Origin of the sequence: Gardnerella sp. KA00288 (assembly GCF_049244085.1) — a bacterium.
Lineage (GTDB): Bacteria > Actinomycetota > Actinomycetes > Actinomycetales > Bifidobacteriaceae > Bifidobacterium > Bifidobacterium greenwoodii.
The window spans coordinates 59615-76393 of the sequence record NZ_CP058373.1 but is presented as its reverse complement, the minus strand read 5'-3'; the positions used below and the strand labels follow the sequence as shown (position 1 = coordinate 76393).

Here is a 16779-nt window from a genome sequence, read left to right as displayed (position 1 = left end):
AGCCGCCCATCTCACTCAACTAAATTACGAAAACAAAATATTAAACAGAAATTTTAAATTCGAAATTTAATATCGAAACTTTAAGCACGAAAGAAGTGTAATTATGACTGAAAAATTCCACGGCGTTATTCCTCCAGTTGTTACGCCATTAACTGCAAACGGCGAAGTAGACGTTGTTAGCTTTGAGCGCTCACTTAATCGCATGATTGATGCTGGAGTAGACGGCCTGTTTACACTTGGCTCTTCTGGCGAAGTGGCATTTAGCACAGATAAGCGCCGCCGTGAAATCATTGAAAACGTAATGCGCATTGTAGACGGCCGTGTGCCAGTTTTGGTTGGCTGCATTGACACGGAAACAAACCGCGTAATTGAGCACGCAAAGGAAGCCAAGGAGCTTGGGGCTTCTGCAATCGTTGCAACAGCGCCATTCTACGCACTCGGCGGCATGGCAGAAGTTGAGCGCCACTTCCGTCTTATTCACGAAGCTGTTCCAGATTTGCCATTATTTGCTTACGACATTCCAGTTTGCGTGCACACGAAACTTCCTGGCAATTTGCTTGTAAAGCTTGGAAAAGATGGCGTGCTTGCTGGCGTTAAGGATTCTTCCAACGACGACGTGTCGTTTAGGTTCCTTGTAGACGACAACAACAAGGCTGGCCACCCATTGACTTTGCTTACGGGCCAAGAGGTTGTTGTTGATGGAGCATACATGGCTGGCGCAGACGGATCTGTTCCAGGCCTTGCAAACGTTGAAGCAACTGGTTACGTACGAATGTGGAAGGCTGCTCAGGCTGGCGATTGGGCAACGGTTAAGAAGGAGCAGGATTGGCTTGCTGCTTTGATGCGAATTGTTACCGTACCTAGCGGCGTGGCAGGCTTCGGCGCTGGCGTTGGAGCATTTAAGACCGCAATGGCATTGCTTGGCGTGTTTGACACAAATCAGATGCCAGATCCAGTTTGCCCACTTAAGGGAGAAAATGTTGAAGCCGTGGCTGGCGTTCTTAAGGAAGTTGGCTTGACTTTGGCAAAGAATCCGCAAGAAGTGAGCGATTCCACTAAGTAGCGGCTTAAGTGCGTATCTTAAGTAAAAATCATAAATAATCATAAATAATCTAATAAAGCCTTTTATTTATTGTGCATAGTAAGTAAATAGTGTTGCGGTGTGCGTTAATTCGCATGCCGCAATGCTAATAATTGCTTAAAGCTTTAAAGGAGAAGCAAAGATGGCAGAAGTTATTATTGTAAAAGATCAGGATGAAGCTGGCGAGCTCTACGCAAAAGCAGTTGTAGATTTGATTAGTCGCAAGCCAGACGCAGTACTTGGCCTGGCTACAGGGTCTAGCCCATTAAAAGCCTACGAGCATCTTGCAAAGCTTGTTAAAGAAAATAATGTTGACGTTAGTCGCGTGCGCGGATTTGCGCTTGACGAGTACATTGGATTGCCATTAGAGCACGAGCAGTCCTACCACAGCACAATCCGCAGAACCGTAACCGACTTAATCGACCTAAACCCAGATTTAGTGCACGTTCCAGGAGATGTTCTTAACGGAGCGCCATTAAGCGAAGGCAGCAAGATTGCGCACGCTGGAGCTGACTACGACGCTGCTATTGCTGCTGCTGGTGGAATCGACGTGCAAATCTTGGGAATTGGCTCCGACGGCCACGTTGGATTCAACGAGCCGGGATCTTCGCTTGCGTCTGGAACGCGCGTAAAAACCTTAACTGAGCAGACTCGTGTAGATAACCGCCGATTCTTCGACGGAGATATTAACCAGGTTCCAACTCACTGCATAACCCAAGGAATTGGAACGATTTTGCGCGCTAAGCATCTTGTTCTTCTTGCGTTCGGCTCAAATAAGGCAGATGCTGTAGCTGCAACGCTAGAAGGCGGAGTAAGCTCGCTATGCCCAGCTTCCGCGCTTCAAATGCATCCACACGCAACCGTGATTATAGACGAAGCGGCAGCAAGCAAGCTTAAGTTGGCAGACTACTATCGTTGGGTGTACACAAATAAGCCATCTTGGCAGGGAATCTGATAGATCCGATACCTCTGATAGATAAGTCTAAAATTAAGTAACGTATTCAAAAGCACAAACGCAGGTGGGTTAAATGTCAAAAAATGCATACTTAGATGCCGTAAATAAGATTGATGATTCACTAAAATCAAACGAGGGGCGCAGTTTTGTAGTGCGAAACGTTAGCGTTGTAGACGCGCGCGGAATTGTTCCTAACGCTTGGATTTTGGTTAAAGATGGCGTGATTTTAGAAACGGGCATTTTAGACGAAGACCTTGCGCTGGCGATTAATGCTTGCGGCTTGCGCGCATCTGACTTAAATGTTGTAGACGGCGGTGGCTATTTTGCTGCGCCAGGCTATATTGATTTGCACGCTCATGGAGCCTGGGAGCATTCGTTTGACGACGGTGCCGAAGGGATTGCCATTGCGCGCGCGTATCACATGCTTCACGGAACAACTAGGCAAGTTCTTAGCTTGATTACAAATCCTCTTGACGTAATGCAAGAGAATTTGCGCACTGTTAAGCGCGTTATGCAAACGCGACCAGATGTGCTTGGATCTCACTTAGAGGGGCCGTTCTTGGCGCTTTCTAGAAAAGGCGCGCACGACCCTAATTGCCTAGTGGACCCTACTCCCGAGCGTGTTGAGGCGCTGCTTGAGGCGGCGGATTGCACTTTGCGCCAGATTACTATTGCTCCTGAGCGTGAACATGGCATGGAGGCTATTAAACGTTTTGTTGACGCTGGCGTAATCCCAGCCGTTGGCCATTGCGATGCGGATTATCAAACTGCTCGCACAGCTTTTAACGCAGGTTCCACGCTTATGACACACATGTTTAACGCTATGAACGGCATTCATCACCGTAAGCCAGGTCCAATTCCTGCAGCCTTGGAGGATTCGCGCGTCACGATTGAGCTTATTAACGACGGCTTCCACGTTGAAAATCCCGTTTTGCAAATGGCGTTTAATGCCGCTCCTAATCGTATTGCGTTTGTAACAGACGCTATGGCCGCCACCGGTTGCGCGGATGGCTCTTATAAGCTTGGAGCACTTGACGTTCAGGTTACAGACGGTCATGCAAGGCTTGTTTCTAATGGAGCTATAGCGGGGTCTACTTTAACGTTAGACGTTGCGATTAAGCGCGCTGTTAAAGAGCTTGGCATTGGCTTGCCGGCGGCAATTGCGGCTGCAACTCTCGTTCCAGCCCGCGCTCTTGGGGTAGATAAGCAGAATGGTATAACTAACGCGCCTTTGGGCTTGGTTGAAAAGGGTTACGCAGCCGACTTACTTTTGCTTAATTCTGGGACTTTGGCCGTCGAGCACGTTTGGCTAGAAGGCCATAAAATTTCGTAACGTAAATCGTGTCGTTGCGATTAATCGTGATGCTGTAGTACTCAGGCATCACCATTGAAGATGGAAGAACCGCTCTCTAAACTAGAGCGGTTCTTCCATTTTATAGAATGTATGTGCTTCAGCGCTTTTGCAGTCTATTAAGCAAAATCGACTGAATTGGCTCGTAATGGCTATTTACAGCCTGCCTATATCCGTCTGCGTCTCCCGCAATAGCAGTTTTAAGCATAAGTTCATGCGCTCTAGCGGTTTTTTCAAGCTCGTCCGAAACTTCCAGCCCTAATTGTGGCAAAACAGCCATATGCACAAGCCACAAGCATCGCACAAATTGCTCTGCAATCGTATTGTTTACCGCGCGCAAAATGCCCGTGTGGAAAGCAATGTCTTGTTCCAAGAACGTTTTTCCAGCATGCGCCTCTTTTGTCATTGTTTCCGAAAGCGCTTCCAGCTCTGGATGCTGCGTTCCCTTAAGCGACTCAACAACTTTATCCGCGCATCCAAGGTCTAGGAATTTGCGCATTTCTACAACGTTACTCAAGTCTTCAAAATTCTTATTAATGGAGATTAAGGAGCGAAAAGCGAGTGTTTCCACCATTGGGTCCAAAGATAGCGAGCCAACAAACATGCCTTTCCCTTGCTTAACTTCCACAATGTTAAGTGCTTCCAGCTTGCGAATCGCCTCGCGCACTGATGACCTTGATGCGCCAATCAAATTGCATAGCATTGGCTCAGTTGGCAGCATGTCTTTTGGTTGCAAGCGTTCTCTTAAAATAAGCGATCTGATTGCATCCATCGTTTCGTCGCAACGTTTTCTTGCAACAATCGGAGCGGAGTTAGAGCTTGCTTGCAATAACGATAAGCGGTCTAGTGTTGTCATCTCATCGTCTTCGCGGCTGCTAAATGTCTCTTCCATTTTGGCTCCTTTCAGTTTGCGTGAGTCTTCTCTCTTTTATTTCTTCCATTTTTTCGTTTTTGTGTACTTTGTTTTTGAAACCTGTTTGCAAACTATCTTGCCGACAAAGCGAGGAATCTATTGCTGTTATATAAATTCCAGTAGTCTCTTTTTCCCACAGTAGTTGCAAATTGTGTTTATTGCTAGAGGTAAGGCATTGATAAACGTGGTGGAATGGGTTTACGCACACATTTTTTTGCCACGTTTTGCCGCCGTCGAAGCTAAATCGCACAACTCCGCGGCCGCGGTACGGCATCATTTGGCTTGCGTTTGCAAATGCTATGCAGTCTGCGTTTTGCGCGTTTTCGTCGCTGAAGCAGGTTGCGCTCGGCTGGCTGAATATCTCGGGCAAGCTTTGGTCAAAAATCAGCTCGCTCCACGTTTCGCCGCAATCGTGACTAATGGCCTTGCCTACGCAGCCCGAGCGATTTTGATTGCGGAAGAACGCCAGAATATCGCCATTTTTGCGCTCTACAAACACGGTTTCGGAGCTTGTTGCATCGTCGTCTTGCATTGTTGCGGGATCTACGATTTTGCCGCCCATTAATCGCCCTTCGTTAATCATTTTGCCTCGGCGCCACGTTTCGCCGTCGTCGTCCGAAATAAGCGCTCCCGAAGAATAGTGCGATTTGCTTTGGCCGCTGCAATAAAATGGCACGAGTATTCTGCCGTAATGTTTTTCGCTATGCCTAATAATAATTCCGTTCCCTGGGCATACTCCAGCGAAGCTCATCCACGGTTCTTTAACCATGTGGTCAATTAAGCGTGGTGCGCTCCACGTTTCGCCGTCGTCGTCCGAGTAGATTTGCGCTATGTAGCAAGTTTTTTCGGCGAATAATGGCTGACTTTCGCTTGCAATTTCTGGCGATTTCCATATGTCCCACGTGGAACTGTCGCAAGTTTGATTATTGTGCAATCCGCTGCTCAGGTCTCCGCTCAAATCGCCATTTTTTATGCTTCCATCTGGGTAAATTAGCCAGTTTGTTGCGCATTCTTTTTCGCTAGAATTGCATGGCAATTTTACGGCTGCGCTTGCGTCCATTGCCGCCGCGTAGTGGCCACCTAAGCGGTCTATAAGCTTGATTCTTCCGCATGCGTCTACGCCTACAGCTGTTTTGCAATTTGTTAGCCCAATTCCGCCAGGATTAATGTCAATTAATACGTTGATTCTTTCGCTTTTGCCTTCTGGGTCTAAAACAGGGCAGGAGTCGATTGCGCTGGCGCCCAGTTTTCCAAGGTTTTTGCCAGGCATGTTGATTACGGTTTGCAAAGGCCCCCACGTTTTGCCGCCGTCCGCAGACCTGCGAATCACAAAGTTTATGTGATTTGGAGCGTCGTTCGAAACGCTTGTTCGCTGGTCTGCTCCCGCGATTAGCGTTCCCATGCGCGTTTTTACAAGCGACGGTATTCTGTAGCTGCGAGAGCCTGCGTAGCCTGTGTCGAATAATGCAGTTGTTACAAGCGGTTTTACTCTTGATATTCTTTGGATTTGGCCTTCGCTTAGCGCACTAAAGTAGATTCCGCCCGTTCTAGCTTCGCCCATTAATCGCACTCCGCGCAGGTTTTCGCCAATGCTTACGGCGTTTAATCCCGTTATGTTTGCAAACCAGAATTGTCCTATGTTGTGCGACTGGCTGTATCCGTCTACGTAAATGTCGATTGCTCCGCGATTTGCGCGAATAATCAAGTCGTGCCATTCGCCGTCGTCAACGCTTGCGGCTGCTTCGATTACGCTTTTTACGCACGTTTCGCTGTCGATTAGCGTGATTTTTATGCCTTCTGGCCCTGCATACACGCTTATTTTTTCGCTAGATTCTAGATTAGTTTTCGTTCCAACAGTTCCGGCTGCAAAAAGCACTCCGTGTTGGCCTGGCCCGCGCAGCCTAAATTGAATGTGCAGCGTTCCGCTGGACTTGCAAGATACGCGTTTTATGTCTCTTGCGCAAATCGTAGGTCCTGCAAACCATATGTCTGGCTGTGCTTGAGTGGCCGAATTTGCGATTTCTTCTGGATTTTGCAAGTGGTTTGAGTAGTAAAAGTCGTAGATTTGCGAAGATTCTGCCTGTACTGCACACACTTCGGCCGCTTTTTCGCTCACTCTTTGCGGTCCAAGATTCGTTGCGCTCGCAAAGCACTGGTATCCGTCTAAATAAAATCGGCTCCCAAAACTTCCGTACGTTATTGCAAAATCGTGTTCGCGCCCATCACATGCGCCTAGCGCATCTTCCATGTGCAGTGCAATTTCTTTTGCACCGTTTGCGTCGGCGTTATCTTCTAAAAGATTTTGCGCACTAAGCAGGGGAGCATCTTCTTTAATACTTATTTTTATTATTGGAGTTGCGTGCTCTTGATGCGTGGAAGCTTGCGATTTTTGCGCGGGCTTAATATTTAATAAATCGCAATCCGCATTTGCTACAAATTTGAACCCTATTATTCCTTCGTTTTGATTCCCGCGATTCCCGCTATTTTCGCTAGCTGCCGTAATTTTTATTGTGGCATGATTGAATCGCGTGTGTGCCGAACCCCCGATATTGGCAATTTCTTCACCCAGGTTCGTCGTCTTCGTTGAACGACGTTCCATTTTAGTCCTCCATGACCGTAAAAATTAAAACACCAATGTTTTAGCACATCTGACGTCTTACGACGTTCACTATTCAGTCTATCACACATTTTTAAGCAAATGCACAATTGTTACACATGATGTTGCAGCCGTTGCCACAAAATAAAAAAAGAACGTTGAAAAATCAACGTTCTTAAAGAGTGCGAACGGCGGGACTTGAACCCGCACGAGCATACGCTCACTGCCACCTGAAGACAGCGCGTCTACCATTCCGCCACGTTCGCATACAAAGTGCAAGGCTATCATATTTGATATAAATTCGCAATGTTTAGCCTAGCATTTTGTGGTAAAAACTACTCTCACCCTTTTGAACCATTTTCGTAATAATGAGCAAGAGTCTCATCACGGAACTCTTCAAAATAGCCACCGTCAATAGAAGCTCGAATATCGTCGAGCAGCTTCACGAAGAAACGCTCGTTATGAATTGTTGCAAGCGTAAATCCGTTCATTTCACTAGCGCGCAGCAAATGATCCACATACATTCTGGAATAATGCATGCAAGTGTAGCAATCGCAGCCTTCTTCAAGCGGACGCTGATCATGCTTAAACTCTGCGCGCTTAACGTTATAACGCCCATGGCGAGTAAAAATTGCTCCGTTTCTTCCGCAGCGGGCCGGAGCAACACAGTCGAAAGTATCTCCGCCGTTTTCAACGCAAGCAAAAATATCATCCACGGCTGCAATACCAAGCACGTGGCGTGGGCGATTTTCCGGCATAGCATCGCAAATCCAAGCGCAAGTATCTCCAATAATTCGCTTCTCAATAGCGCCACCAATGCCAACGCCATCAAAATCTAAAGAAGCAATCTGCTCGGCCGCATGCCTACGCAAATCCTCATAATTCGCGCCCTGAACAACGCCATATAACGCTTGATACGGCTTACCCACACGCTCCTCGGTTAAACGCTTATGCTCTGCAACACAACGCTTAGCCCAGCGGAAAGTGCGTTCTACTGACTCCTCCTGGTAGCGACGCGTATTCATCAAAGTTGTAAGCTCATCGAAAGCAAACATAATATCCGCGCCAAGCTTGTGCTGTATTCCCATAGAAATTTCTGCACTAAAACGATGCTTGGATCCGTTAAGAGGAGACTTAAAAGTTACGCCATCCTCGTCAACAAAAGCCATACGCTCCTTACCGGCTGCAATAACATCGTCCGACTTCATGCCGGTAACGTCCATTGCAAGGGTCTTCTTAAAACCAGCACCCAAAGAAAGAACCTGAAAACCACCAGAGTCCGTAAAAGTTGGCTTATCCCAGTTCATAAACTTTCCTAAGCCACCAGCCTCGTCAAGAACATCCGCGCCCGGACGCTCATACAAGTGAAAAGCGTTTGAAAGCATGCACTGAGCGCCCAAATCCTTAATGCTTTCTGGCAACACTGCCTTCATCGCAGCTTGAGTTGCAACAGGAACAAAGGCTGGGGTGTGAATATCTCCGTGAGGAGTGTGTATTACACCAGTGCGCCCGTAGCGAGCGCCGTCACGACCTTTGCCTTCAGCAGTATTGGAAAGTCGCGTTTTATTTGTAAACGAAAATTCTTTGCGGTCACCAGGCTTCCCAGGCTCAGCTCCGCGTGGATGTTCAAGAATACTTGTCATAGCATTTACTTTATTAGAAGGCATGACGATAGCATTAAATAAATTTAATAGTGCATATAAATAAGAAGATGGTTTATGATGGTGTATCAAGAGTCTTTTTTAAGGAGGATGAATGGCTGACGATTTGTATGGTACCAATCAGCAGGAATCCAATAACAATGTAAATACTGAGGCTATTGCTAAGCAGCAAGGCCCACAGAACCCGCAAAATCAACAGGATCAACAGGATCAGCAGAACCAGCAAGGCACGCAAGCTCAGCAGGATTCGCAGAACACACAGCCGCAACAAAATTCGCAGCCGCGGACTGCTCAAAATGTTCAAGCTTATAGTCCTGCTCCAGAGTTCGGCGCATACGGACCTGTGAATAATATTGGAACAGCAAGTCAGCCTAACGCAAACCAGCCTAGCGCTAATGCGGCGCCTGCCTCATATGTTGGGCCGCAAAACCCTTATGCCCCTTCAGAAAATACTTCTAATGCTTTCGGAGATCCATACGAATCTAACGAAAATATTAACCACACAAATGGCGATTATGTTAATCAAAACGCGCAGCAAAATCTTCCTACAGTGTTTAATAGCACAGATGAAGGAGACCACAGCGAAACAAGCGCAGTAAATAAGGGAGAAAAGTTTGTCAATCTTCAGGCAAATAACAATACTCCGCCTGTTATGATTGCTATTTTATCTGCAGTAATTTCAGCAATAGTTTGTGTTGTTGTAATGACTTTCGTAGTTTCACAAGGCCTTATTGCAATACCGCAAGGAAGCTCCTTAGAAAGCGTCGGTTCAAAAGCATCTGGCCCTGGAACCGCAATAGTTAAAGGCGCACAATCTCCTGATTGGCGTGGCGTAGCTCGTCAAGTTTCTGGCTCCGTAATTTCTATTCAAACGCGCCTAGCCAAGGGAATGGGCAAGGGTTCAGGCGTAATAATTGATTCTAAAGGATACGCAGTTACGAACAATCACGTAATTGCAGACGCAAAACAAATTCAAGTTACGCTTTCTAACGGCCAAATATATTCTGCAACTTTAGTTGGAGCAGATAAAACGACAGATTTGGCTGTTCTTAAGCTTGATAATCCGCCAAAAAATTTGAAAACTGCACAATTTGCAAATTCGGATTTGCTTGCGGTTGGTGAAGCAGTTATGGCTATTGGCAACCCGCTAGGCTATGACGACACTGCTACAACAGGTATTGTTTCAGCATTAAATCGTCCAGTATCTGTTATGGACGATCAAAGCCGTTCAGAAATCGTAACTAATGCTGTGCAAATTGATGCCGCTATTAATCCAGGAAATTCTGGCGGACCGACCTTTAATGCAGCAGGCCAAATTATTGGCATAAACTCTTCTATTGCAGCCACTTCTACTCAAGGCGGAACAGCAGGCTCGATTGGTATTGGTTTTGCAATACCAGCAAACTTGGTGAAGCGAGTAGTTTTAGAAATTATTAAAAATGGTTCTGTTAAGCACGTTGCTTTGGGAATTATGATTAAAAGTGTTGCCGTGAAATCAAATGGCATTACTCGCGGCGGTGCTCAAATTGTTTCTGTAAATCAAGGAACTCCGGCAGCTAAGGCAGGCCTTAAGGCTGGAGACACCATTGTGGCGTTTGACGATAAACCTGTTGCTAATAATTACGCTCTACTTGGGTACGTTCGAGCAACAGCGTTTAATAATAAGGCTACACTTACTGTAGTTCGCGGCGGAAATACTCTTAAATTGACTGTTACGTTCAACCAAGAGGAAGCTGCTGTTAGCGGAATGAATCGTAAAGAAAAGACGCTGAAGAATAATAAAAAGAACTCTCGAAATCGTGGTAGTAAATCCGATGACGATGACGACGATGATTTACAGCAGCGTGACGATAGTGACGGAGATGACGGCGGCATCTTTGATCCGTTCGGATTCTGGTAAATTAAATAACGCCTGCAAATATTTAAGGCCATAATAAGTACGCCCCAACAGTAAGATGCATCTTGCGATTATCTTGCAATTGGGGCGTATTTATTTATTCCTTCACACTACTTTTGCGCTCGTATACAGTTACTGTTCCTTCGGAAACATTCGATTTGAAAGAGGATTTAGTTTTAGCAATAACATGCGCCGTGTAATGCTCAATATTGTAGTCCAATGCAACAAAGTAGTACCACGGTTCGCTTGATTCGGTTACAAAGAATTGAGGTTCTTTTTTAGCCTTGCAAGCTGATATTTCATCCAACGTTTGAGACTCAGAAGGACGTTCATTAGTAATAAACGAACTGTTTTTATAACTGCAATCAATAAGATTCTTCGCAAAATAAGGGTTTGCTGTAATAAGCTGCCAAGAATACTGGTGAACATCCTCGAATTCTGGAGAAATAACTTTACCAGATTTGTCAGTTTTTTCTTCGTTATGAAGCCAAGATGTTACGAAACGCTTATTTTCTGCGTGATTTCGCTGAATAAATTGAGCAAGAGCGCGAGAACCTGAGTAGTCGAATCGAATATCATTAACGCAAGCAAATATATTCCAAATCAAACTTGGCGCTAGCAAAATAACAATAATAGATTGAGTAAATGCACACTTATTACTTAACTTATTTGCAAGCGTAATATCAAAATTAAGCGGCTTATTATCAACAAACATCCACAGTTGCGCAATAAAGAATACGAATACGATTCCTGCATGATGCAAAGTAAAATATTGCGTTGCAATAATAGCAAAAGTCAAAAAAGGAAGAATAAGAGATACCAACATTTTCCTACGCTTTGCAATACAAATAGCGAAAGCCCAAATCAGTATTGAAATAAGAACGCAAATAATAGTTGGCAATATTCCTAAAGACATTCTTCTCAAAGAGACGTCTCCAGCGAATGCTGTAAACATGCTTTCTGACGGAACTACGAAAATAAAATACAGAAATTGAATAAGATGAGAATTTCCGCTAAAAGTTGCGCGGGAACCAAATGCGTTAGCAGCAGGCCAAATGCAGGCAATGCTTGCAAAACCAACAAAAGCAAGCAAAATCCAGCCAAGCAAACGATTTATGTTAGAAAATATTTTGCAAACAGCATTCTTAATTCCAGCTATCTGTACGCTTCGCACAACCCAAGCCAAGGCAAAACCTGCAGCAATAGCAATTCCATAAGCACTAATCGCACACATTAACACAAGACTTAGCACAAGTTTCCAAGTATTAGATGGCTTAGAATCCGCATATTTCCAGTAATGTGCAACCATTAGCAAAGAAACGCATAGCAATGCGTAAGGGCGTGCAGTAACGCCGTATTGGAAGCAAATAAAATAAGTAAATGGCAGAAGCGCAATAGTAAAGCGATTAAAAGGAGCACGGAAAATCAGCCATCCTCCTAGAAGAGCAGCGCACAAAAACTGCACACCTTTAAGACCAATTTCGTACGGAACACCTGTTTTTGCAGGGATTGAAAGAAGAAGTGTCCAAAGTGGCGGATGCCCTTCGTAATGCGGACGAAGAGTTAACAAATCAACAAACGAAGAATCTCGCGCAATAAGCCAACTCTGCGCTTCATCAAACCACGGTTCATGGAAGTACATAACTACTGCAACAACAGCCATGTATGCAATAAAACTAAGCGCGCGCGCATGCTTTACAATCCATAGTTTATTTGTTGTTTTCGGAGTATTTGTATTTGCAGTACTCGTATTCGTAATAGTATTTTCGTTCATAAATGTTTTATTTTCTTCTATAGTATTTTCACTAATATGCATATTTCTATTTAATTATTTCTTTCAAAATTGCGTCAGTACTAAACTTCAGCAAATAAAAGCCCCAACCAAATAAAATCACGCTAACACCGTAACAATACAGTGCAAGCGTGATTTTAAAGTTTGAAATTTTTTTAGTTTTGATTCAATGCAGCCAAACGACGAGCGTTAGCCACAGCATACAAGCTGATTCCAGCCGCAACCGAGGCGTTAAGTGACTCAACTGCGTTAGAAATTGGAATTCCAGCAATAGCATCACAAACTTCACGAGTTAGTCTGCTCATGCCCTTACCTTCAGAGCCAAGAACCACAACCAGCGGATCAGTTTCAAAACCCGTTTCACCAACGAGCTTATCGCCGCCGCCATCAAGACCAATCGCATACCAGCCGCGCTCGCGCAAACCTTGAATAGCCTTATTCAAATTAACAACTCGAGCAACTGGCAAATGAGCTGCAGCACCGGCAGAAACTTTCCAAGCGGCAGCAGTTACGGAAGCGCTTCTACGCTCAGGCAAAATCACGCCGTTAGCTCCGAATGCTGCAGCAGAACGAATAACAGCACCCAAATTTTGCGGATCCGTCACGCCATCTAAAGCAATAAACAACGGACGAGCATTAATTCGAGCAGCGGCAGAATCAGCAGCTTCCATTGCGCGAGACTTCTTTTCTGCACGTTCAACCAATTCCTGCAAAGAGTAATACTGGTAAGGCTGCACTTTCAAAATAATGCCCTGATGGTTGCTAGAACGCGCAATTCTATCCATTTCCAAACGGTCAGCTTCCAGCAGACGCAAGCCCTTAACTCCAGCAAGTTTTACAATTTCGCGAGTGCGATCATCATGTTCGATTCGGCTTGCAACGTACAACTGTAAACTTGGAACTCCAACTCTAAGAGCCTCAAGAACAGCATTACGGCCAATAACCAACTCATCCGAATCAGAGGCAAACTTATCCACCCTTCGCCTTGCAGCTAAACGCGGGTCAGCGAAAGTGCGCTTTATAGCAGCTTTCTTAGCGAAATAAGCCTTATGATATACGCGATCTTCAGCCTTTGGCGTAGGTCCTTTGCCTCGCAATGCATTGCGATGTTTTCCACCCGACCCCTTGGTCGGTCCTTTTTTCGTAGTCATACCTCTATTCTCACATGCCCCCGAGGCATTGAGTTTGCAATAAGCAGCATTAACTTTTAATAAATATCAATAAATTTTATTAATTTTACATACTTCTTTTTAACTTCGTACACTTATTGGCGCGTTATATGACATAATAGAACGGTACTTATTTATTGCCGTAAGCTTTTAGAAAAGTGCGAATAACTGCTTTGTAAAAGTGACGCAATATTCCACAACCGCGCAATAGTTACAGTGCTGAACGTACAAAATAGCGTTCGCGTTGCGATTATTGACTACTCCGCGGCGCTCCCAAGGGGGAAAACATGGTTGATCACGCTCTTGATCAATCCAAACGCAAGGCCTCTGATGCCAATAATCAGGATCCTTCATTGCAAAACATTCAGCAAGTGTCACTTGCCTTACACGTAGACGTAACTTGCGGATTAAGTTCCGAAGAGGCATCTAAACGACTTGCACAATTCGGCCCGAACGCGCTTGCTGCATCCGAAAAAACGCCAGCATGGAAGCGATTCCTTGAACAGTTCAAAGATCCACTTGTTTACTTACTGATTGCAGCTACTATTATTTCTGCAATTGCTTGGTTCGTGGAGAGAGCACAGCATAAAGGTAACAGCGGTGGAGAAGTTCTACCGTTTGATTCCATTGTTATTATCATAATTTTGATTGCAAATGCTGTTCTTGGATTTATTCAAGAGGCACGCGCGGAAGAAGCGGTTGAGGCTTTATCCAGGATGAGCGCGCCTCAAACTTCGGTTTTGCGAGATGGACACGTTATACGCATCGATACTACCGAGGTAGTTCCTGGCGATATTCTTGTTCTTGGCGAGGGCGATGCTGTTTCTGCGGACGGCCGTTTAATTGCTGCAGCATCTTTGCGTGTTGCTGAAGCAAGTCTTACGGGCGAATCGGTTGCTGTAAGCAAGCGTCCCGATACTTTGCAATCCGCAAAAGCTTTGGGCGACCGCACAAATATGGTTTTCAACGGAACTGCTGTTACGCAAGGAACTGGTCGCGCTATTGTAACCTCAACCGGCATGAGCACGCAGGTTGGAAAAATTGCGGATATGCTTTCCAAGTCGGACGAAGAAGCCACTCCTCTTGAACGCGAAATGGTAAGAGTTTCTAAGGTTCTTGGTATTGCTGTATGCATTATTGCGGCTGTTGTTCTTGCCTCAATGTGGCTGCTAGAAGGCTTCCATAGTATTCAGGATATTATTGATTCGCTTCTTCTTTCTGTTTCTCTTGCTGTTGCTGCAGTCCCAGAAGGCTTAGCTGCTATTTTGACTGTTGTACTTGCTCTTGGCGTGCAGCGCATGGTTAAGCATCATGCGGTTGTAAAAAAGCTTTCATCTGTGGAAACACTTGGTTCTGCTTCTGTTATTTGCTCCGATAAAACAGGCACATTAACTCGCAACGAAATGACCGTTGAGCGCGTAATTACTCCTAGTGGAGAAGTGCAGCTTACCGGTAGCGGCTACAAGCCTGAAGGTCGAATGGTGCTGCTTGATTCTGCAAATGCGGATCTTGCTGTCCCGCAAAATCTTGCTACAGAAGTATTAGGAGCTTTAGGTTCCGGCTATTTGGCTAACGATGGCGATCTTCATTACGATGAATCTACTAAAAATTGGCAGCCAGTTGGAGATCCTACAGAAGTGTCTATTGTTGCTGCAGCGCGTAAAACAAAGGCAGATAAGCGTTACGCTCACTTAACTCGCGTTGCTGAAGTTCCGTTTACTTCTGAACGCAAACGCATGTCTGTAGTTGTAAAAGATGGTTCAGATTCTGGAAATCTTATTGTTTGCGCTAAAGGCGCTCCAGATGTTCTTCTTTCTTACTGCACTCGAATTGCAGTAGCTGGTGCTGTACGTCCGCTTACTGACGGTGACCGTGAAGATATTTTGGCAACTGTTGAACGTCTTTCCGGAGAAGCTTACCGAACTCTTGGAATGGCGTACCGTCCGCTTGGTGTTGATAGTCTGGCGAAAGTTGACGGCATGGTTTCTAATGCTGCCGGTCAGATTGCTGACGTTGCTGAGCAAAGTGACGTTTTGGAATCTGATTTAATTTGGAACGGTATGGTTGGAATTATTGACCCGCCTCGCATTGAAGTTCGAGACAGCGTTGCTCAAGCTCACCGAGCTGGAATCCGCACTGTTATGATTACCGGCGACCATCCTCTTACGGCTACGCGCATTGCTCGAGATCTTGGAATTATTGGAAAAGATGAGCATGCGCTTACAGGCGACGAACTTGACGAGTTGCTCTCACGCGACGACGACAATATTGCTTTTGATGAAGCTATCAGTAAAACTAGCGTGTACGCGCGAGTAGCTCCTGAGCACAAACTTGCTATTGTTTCTTCATTGCAACGTCAAGGAAATATTGTTGCTATGACAGGCGACGGCGTAAACGACGCTCCAGCCGTAAAGTCTGCCGATATTGGCGTTGCAATGGGCATTACTGGCACAGAAGTAACTAAAGAGTCCGCCAAGATGATTTTGGCTGACGATAATTTCTCTACAATTGTTGCAGCAGTGCGCGAAGGCCGTGGAATTTTCGACAATATTCGTAAATTCTTGCGATACTTGCTCAGTTCTAACGTTGGTGAAGTTTGCACCGTTTTCGGCGGTGTTGTTTTTGCTGGAGCGCTAGGCATCACGCAGCCTAATTCCGTAGGTGTTACGCTTCCACTTCTTGCAACTCAGCTTTTGTGGATTAATCTGCTTACGGACGCAGCTCCTGCCCTTGCTATGGGAGTTGATCCGCAAACTGACGATGTAATGGATAGAAAGCCTCGAAAACTTACAGATAGCGTTATCGACCGACGAATGTGGGGAGATATTGTATTTATCGGCATAATTATGGCTGCTATTACGTTAATTGGAATGGATATGCATTTGGCAGGAGGCTTATTTACTGACCGTTCTGTTGGCATTATGAGCCATGCTGCACAAATGACTCACGCTCGCACAATGGGATTCACAATTCTTGTGTTTGCGCAAATGCTTAACGCACTAGCTTCTCGTTCCGATTCACAAAGCGTATTTGTGGGTTTGTTTGCAAACCGTTGGCTTTGGGGCGCTATTGCAGTTTCTGTGCTTCTACAGCTGGCAGTAATTTACATACCGTTCTTGAACGAACCATTTGGAACTGTTCCTTTGAGCTTAAATGAATGGTTTGAGTGCCTTGGCCTTTCAATGGTTGTACTTATTGCTTCGGAGTTAAGAAAGTGCGTGTTACGTTTCATCGCAAAGCGCAAGGCTCAAAAAGCTTTAACTGTGGTTGCTTAAAAGCAAGCAAGCACAGACCGCGGCACGCGCTACAATTATCAGTATTGTAATTTTCGCGCAAAATAGCAGTAAATATTTCGTGCGAACAA

The 16779-nt window shown here is 45.3% G+C and carries 10 protein-coding genes and 1 tRNA gene; 5 read left to right on the top strand and 6 right to left on the bottom strand.

What is annotated here, in order from left to right:
- Positions 1-103 precede the first annotated feature (103 nt).
- The 3 genes from HXT52_RS00295 to nagA all read left to right on the top strand — a co-directional run bounded on the left by HXT52_RS00295 (position 104) and on the right by nagA (position 3369).
- Positions 104-1063 carry a dihydrodipicolinate synthase family protein gene (locus tag HXT52_RS00295; protein ID WP_119520974.1) on the top strand — a complete coding sequence of 320 codons (960 nt, stop codon included), beginning with the start codon at positions 104-106 and terminating at the stop codon, positions 1061-1063.
- A gap of 160 nt (positions 1064-1223) precedes the next feature.
- Positions 1224-2036 carry a glucosamine-6-phosphate deaminase gene (nagB, locus tag HXT52_RS00290; RefSeq protein WP_047923673.1) on the top strand — a complete coding sequence of 271 codons (813 nt, stop codon included), beginning with the start codon at positions 1224-1226 and terminating at the stop codon, positions 2034-2036.
- A 73-nt stretch (positions 2037-2109) separates the two neighbouring features.
- Entirely contained in the window at positions 2110-3369 is a 1260-nt protein-coding gene (nagA, locus tag HXT52_RS00285) for an N-acetylglucosamine-6-phosphate deacetylase (protein ID WP_421775922.1), read from the top strand.
- A 118-nt stretch (positions 3370-3487) separates the two neighbouring features.
- Here nagA and HXT52_RS00280 read toward each other — a convergent pair whose 3' ends face one another.
- From HXT52_RS00280 to tgt, 4 genes are all read right to left on the bottom strand, one after another.
- A complete protein-coding gene (locus HXT52_RS00280; protein WP_004136681.1) occupies positions 3488-4279 on the bottom strand; it encodes a FadR/GntR family transcriptional regulator in 792 nt (263 codons plus the stop codon).
- Positions 4263-6899 (bottom strand): exo-alpha-sialidase, encoded by a 2637-nt coding sequence (locus HXT52_RS00275; protein ID WP_421775921.1) that lies wholly within the window; start codon positions 6897-6899, stop codon positions 4263-4265. The genes HXT52_RS00280 and HXT52_RS00275 overlap by 17 nt, the downstream gene beginning before the upstream one ends.
- Positions 6900-7079: 180 nt before the next feature.
- Positions 7080-7162: transfer RNA gene (locus tag HXT52_RS00270), tRNA-Leu, on the bottom strand.
- Between the two features lie 75 nt (positions 7163-7237).
- Positions 7238-8563: a tRNA guanosine(34) transglycosylase Tgt gene (gene tgt, locus HXT52_RS00265; RefSeq protein WP_421775920.1), complete on the bottom strand. Its 1326-nt coding sequence runs from the start codon at positions 8561-8563 to the stop codon at positions 7238-7240.
- 88 nt (positions 8564-8651) lie between these two features.
- Here tgt and HXT52_RS00260 point away from each other — a divergent pair, with 88 nt between their 5' ends.
- Positions 8652-10457, top strand: coding sequence for a S1C family serine protease (locus HXT52_RS00260; RefSeq protein ID WP_421775919.1), 1806 nt, complete (start codon positions 8652-8654; stop codon positions 10455-10457).
- A 94-nt stretch (positions 10458-10551) separates the two neighbouring features.
- Here HXT52_RS00260 and HXT52_RS00255 read toward each other — a convergent pair whose 3' ends face one another.
- Positions 10552-12270: an ABC transporter ATP-binding protein gene (locus tag HXT52_RS00255; protein ID WP_421775918.1), complete on the bottom strand. Its 1719-nt coding sequence runs from the start codon at positions 12268-12270 to the stop codon at positions 10552-10554.
- Positions 12271-12401: 131 nt separating this feature from the next.
- Positions 12402-13397: a 23S rRNA (guanosine(2251)-2'-O)-methyltransferase RlmB gene (gene rlmB, locus HXT52_RS00250; RefSeq protein WP_004126684.1), complete on the bottom strand. Its 996-nt coding sequence runs from the start codon at positions 13395-13397 to the stop codon at positions 12402-12404.
- Positions 13398-13702: 305 nt separating this feature from the next.
- Here rlmB and HXT52_RS00245 point away from each other — a divergent pair, with 305 nt between their 5' ends.
- Positions 13703-16690: a cation-translocating P-type ATPase gene (locus tag HXT52_RS00245; RefSeq protein WP_421775917.1), complete on the top strand. Its 2988-nt coding sequence runs from the start codon at positions 13703-13705 to the stop codon at positions 16688-16690.
- The last annotated feature ends 89 nt before the right edge of the window (positions 16691-16779 follow it).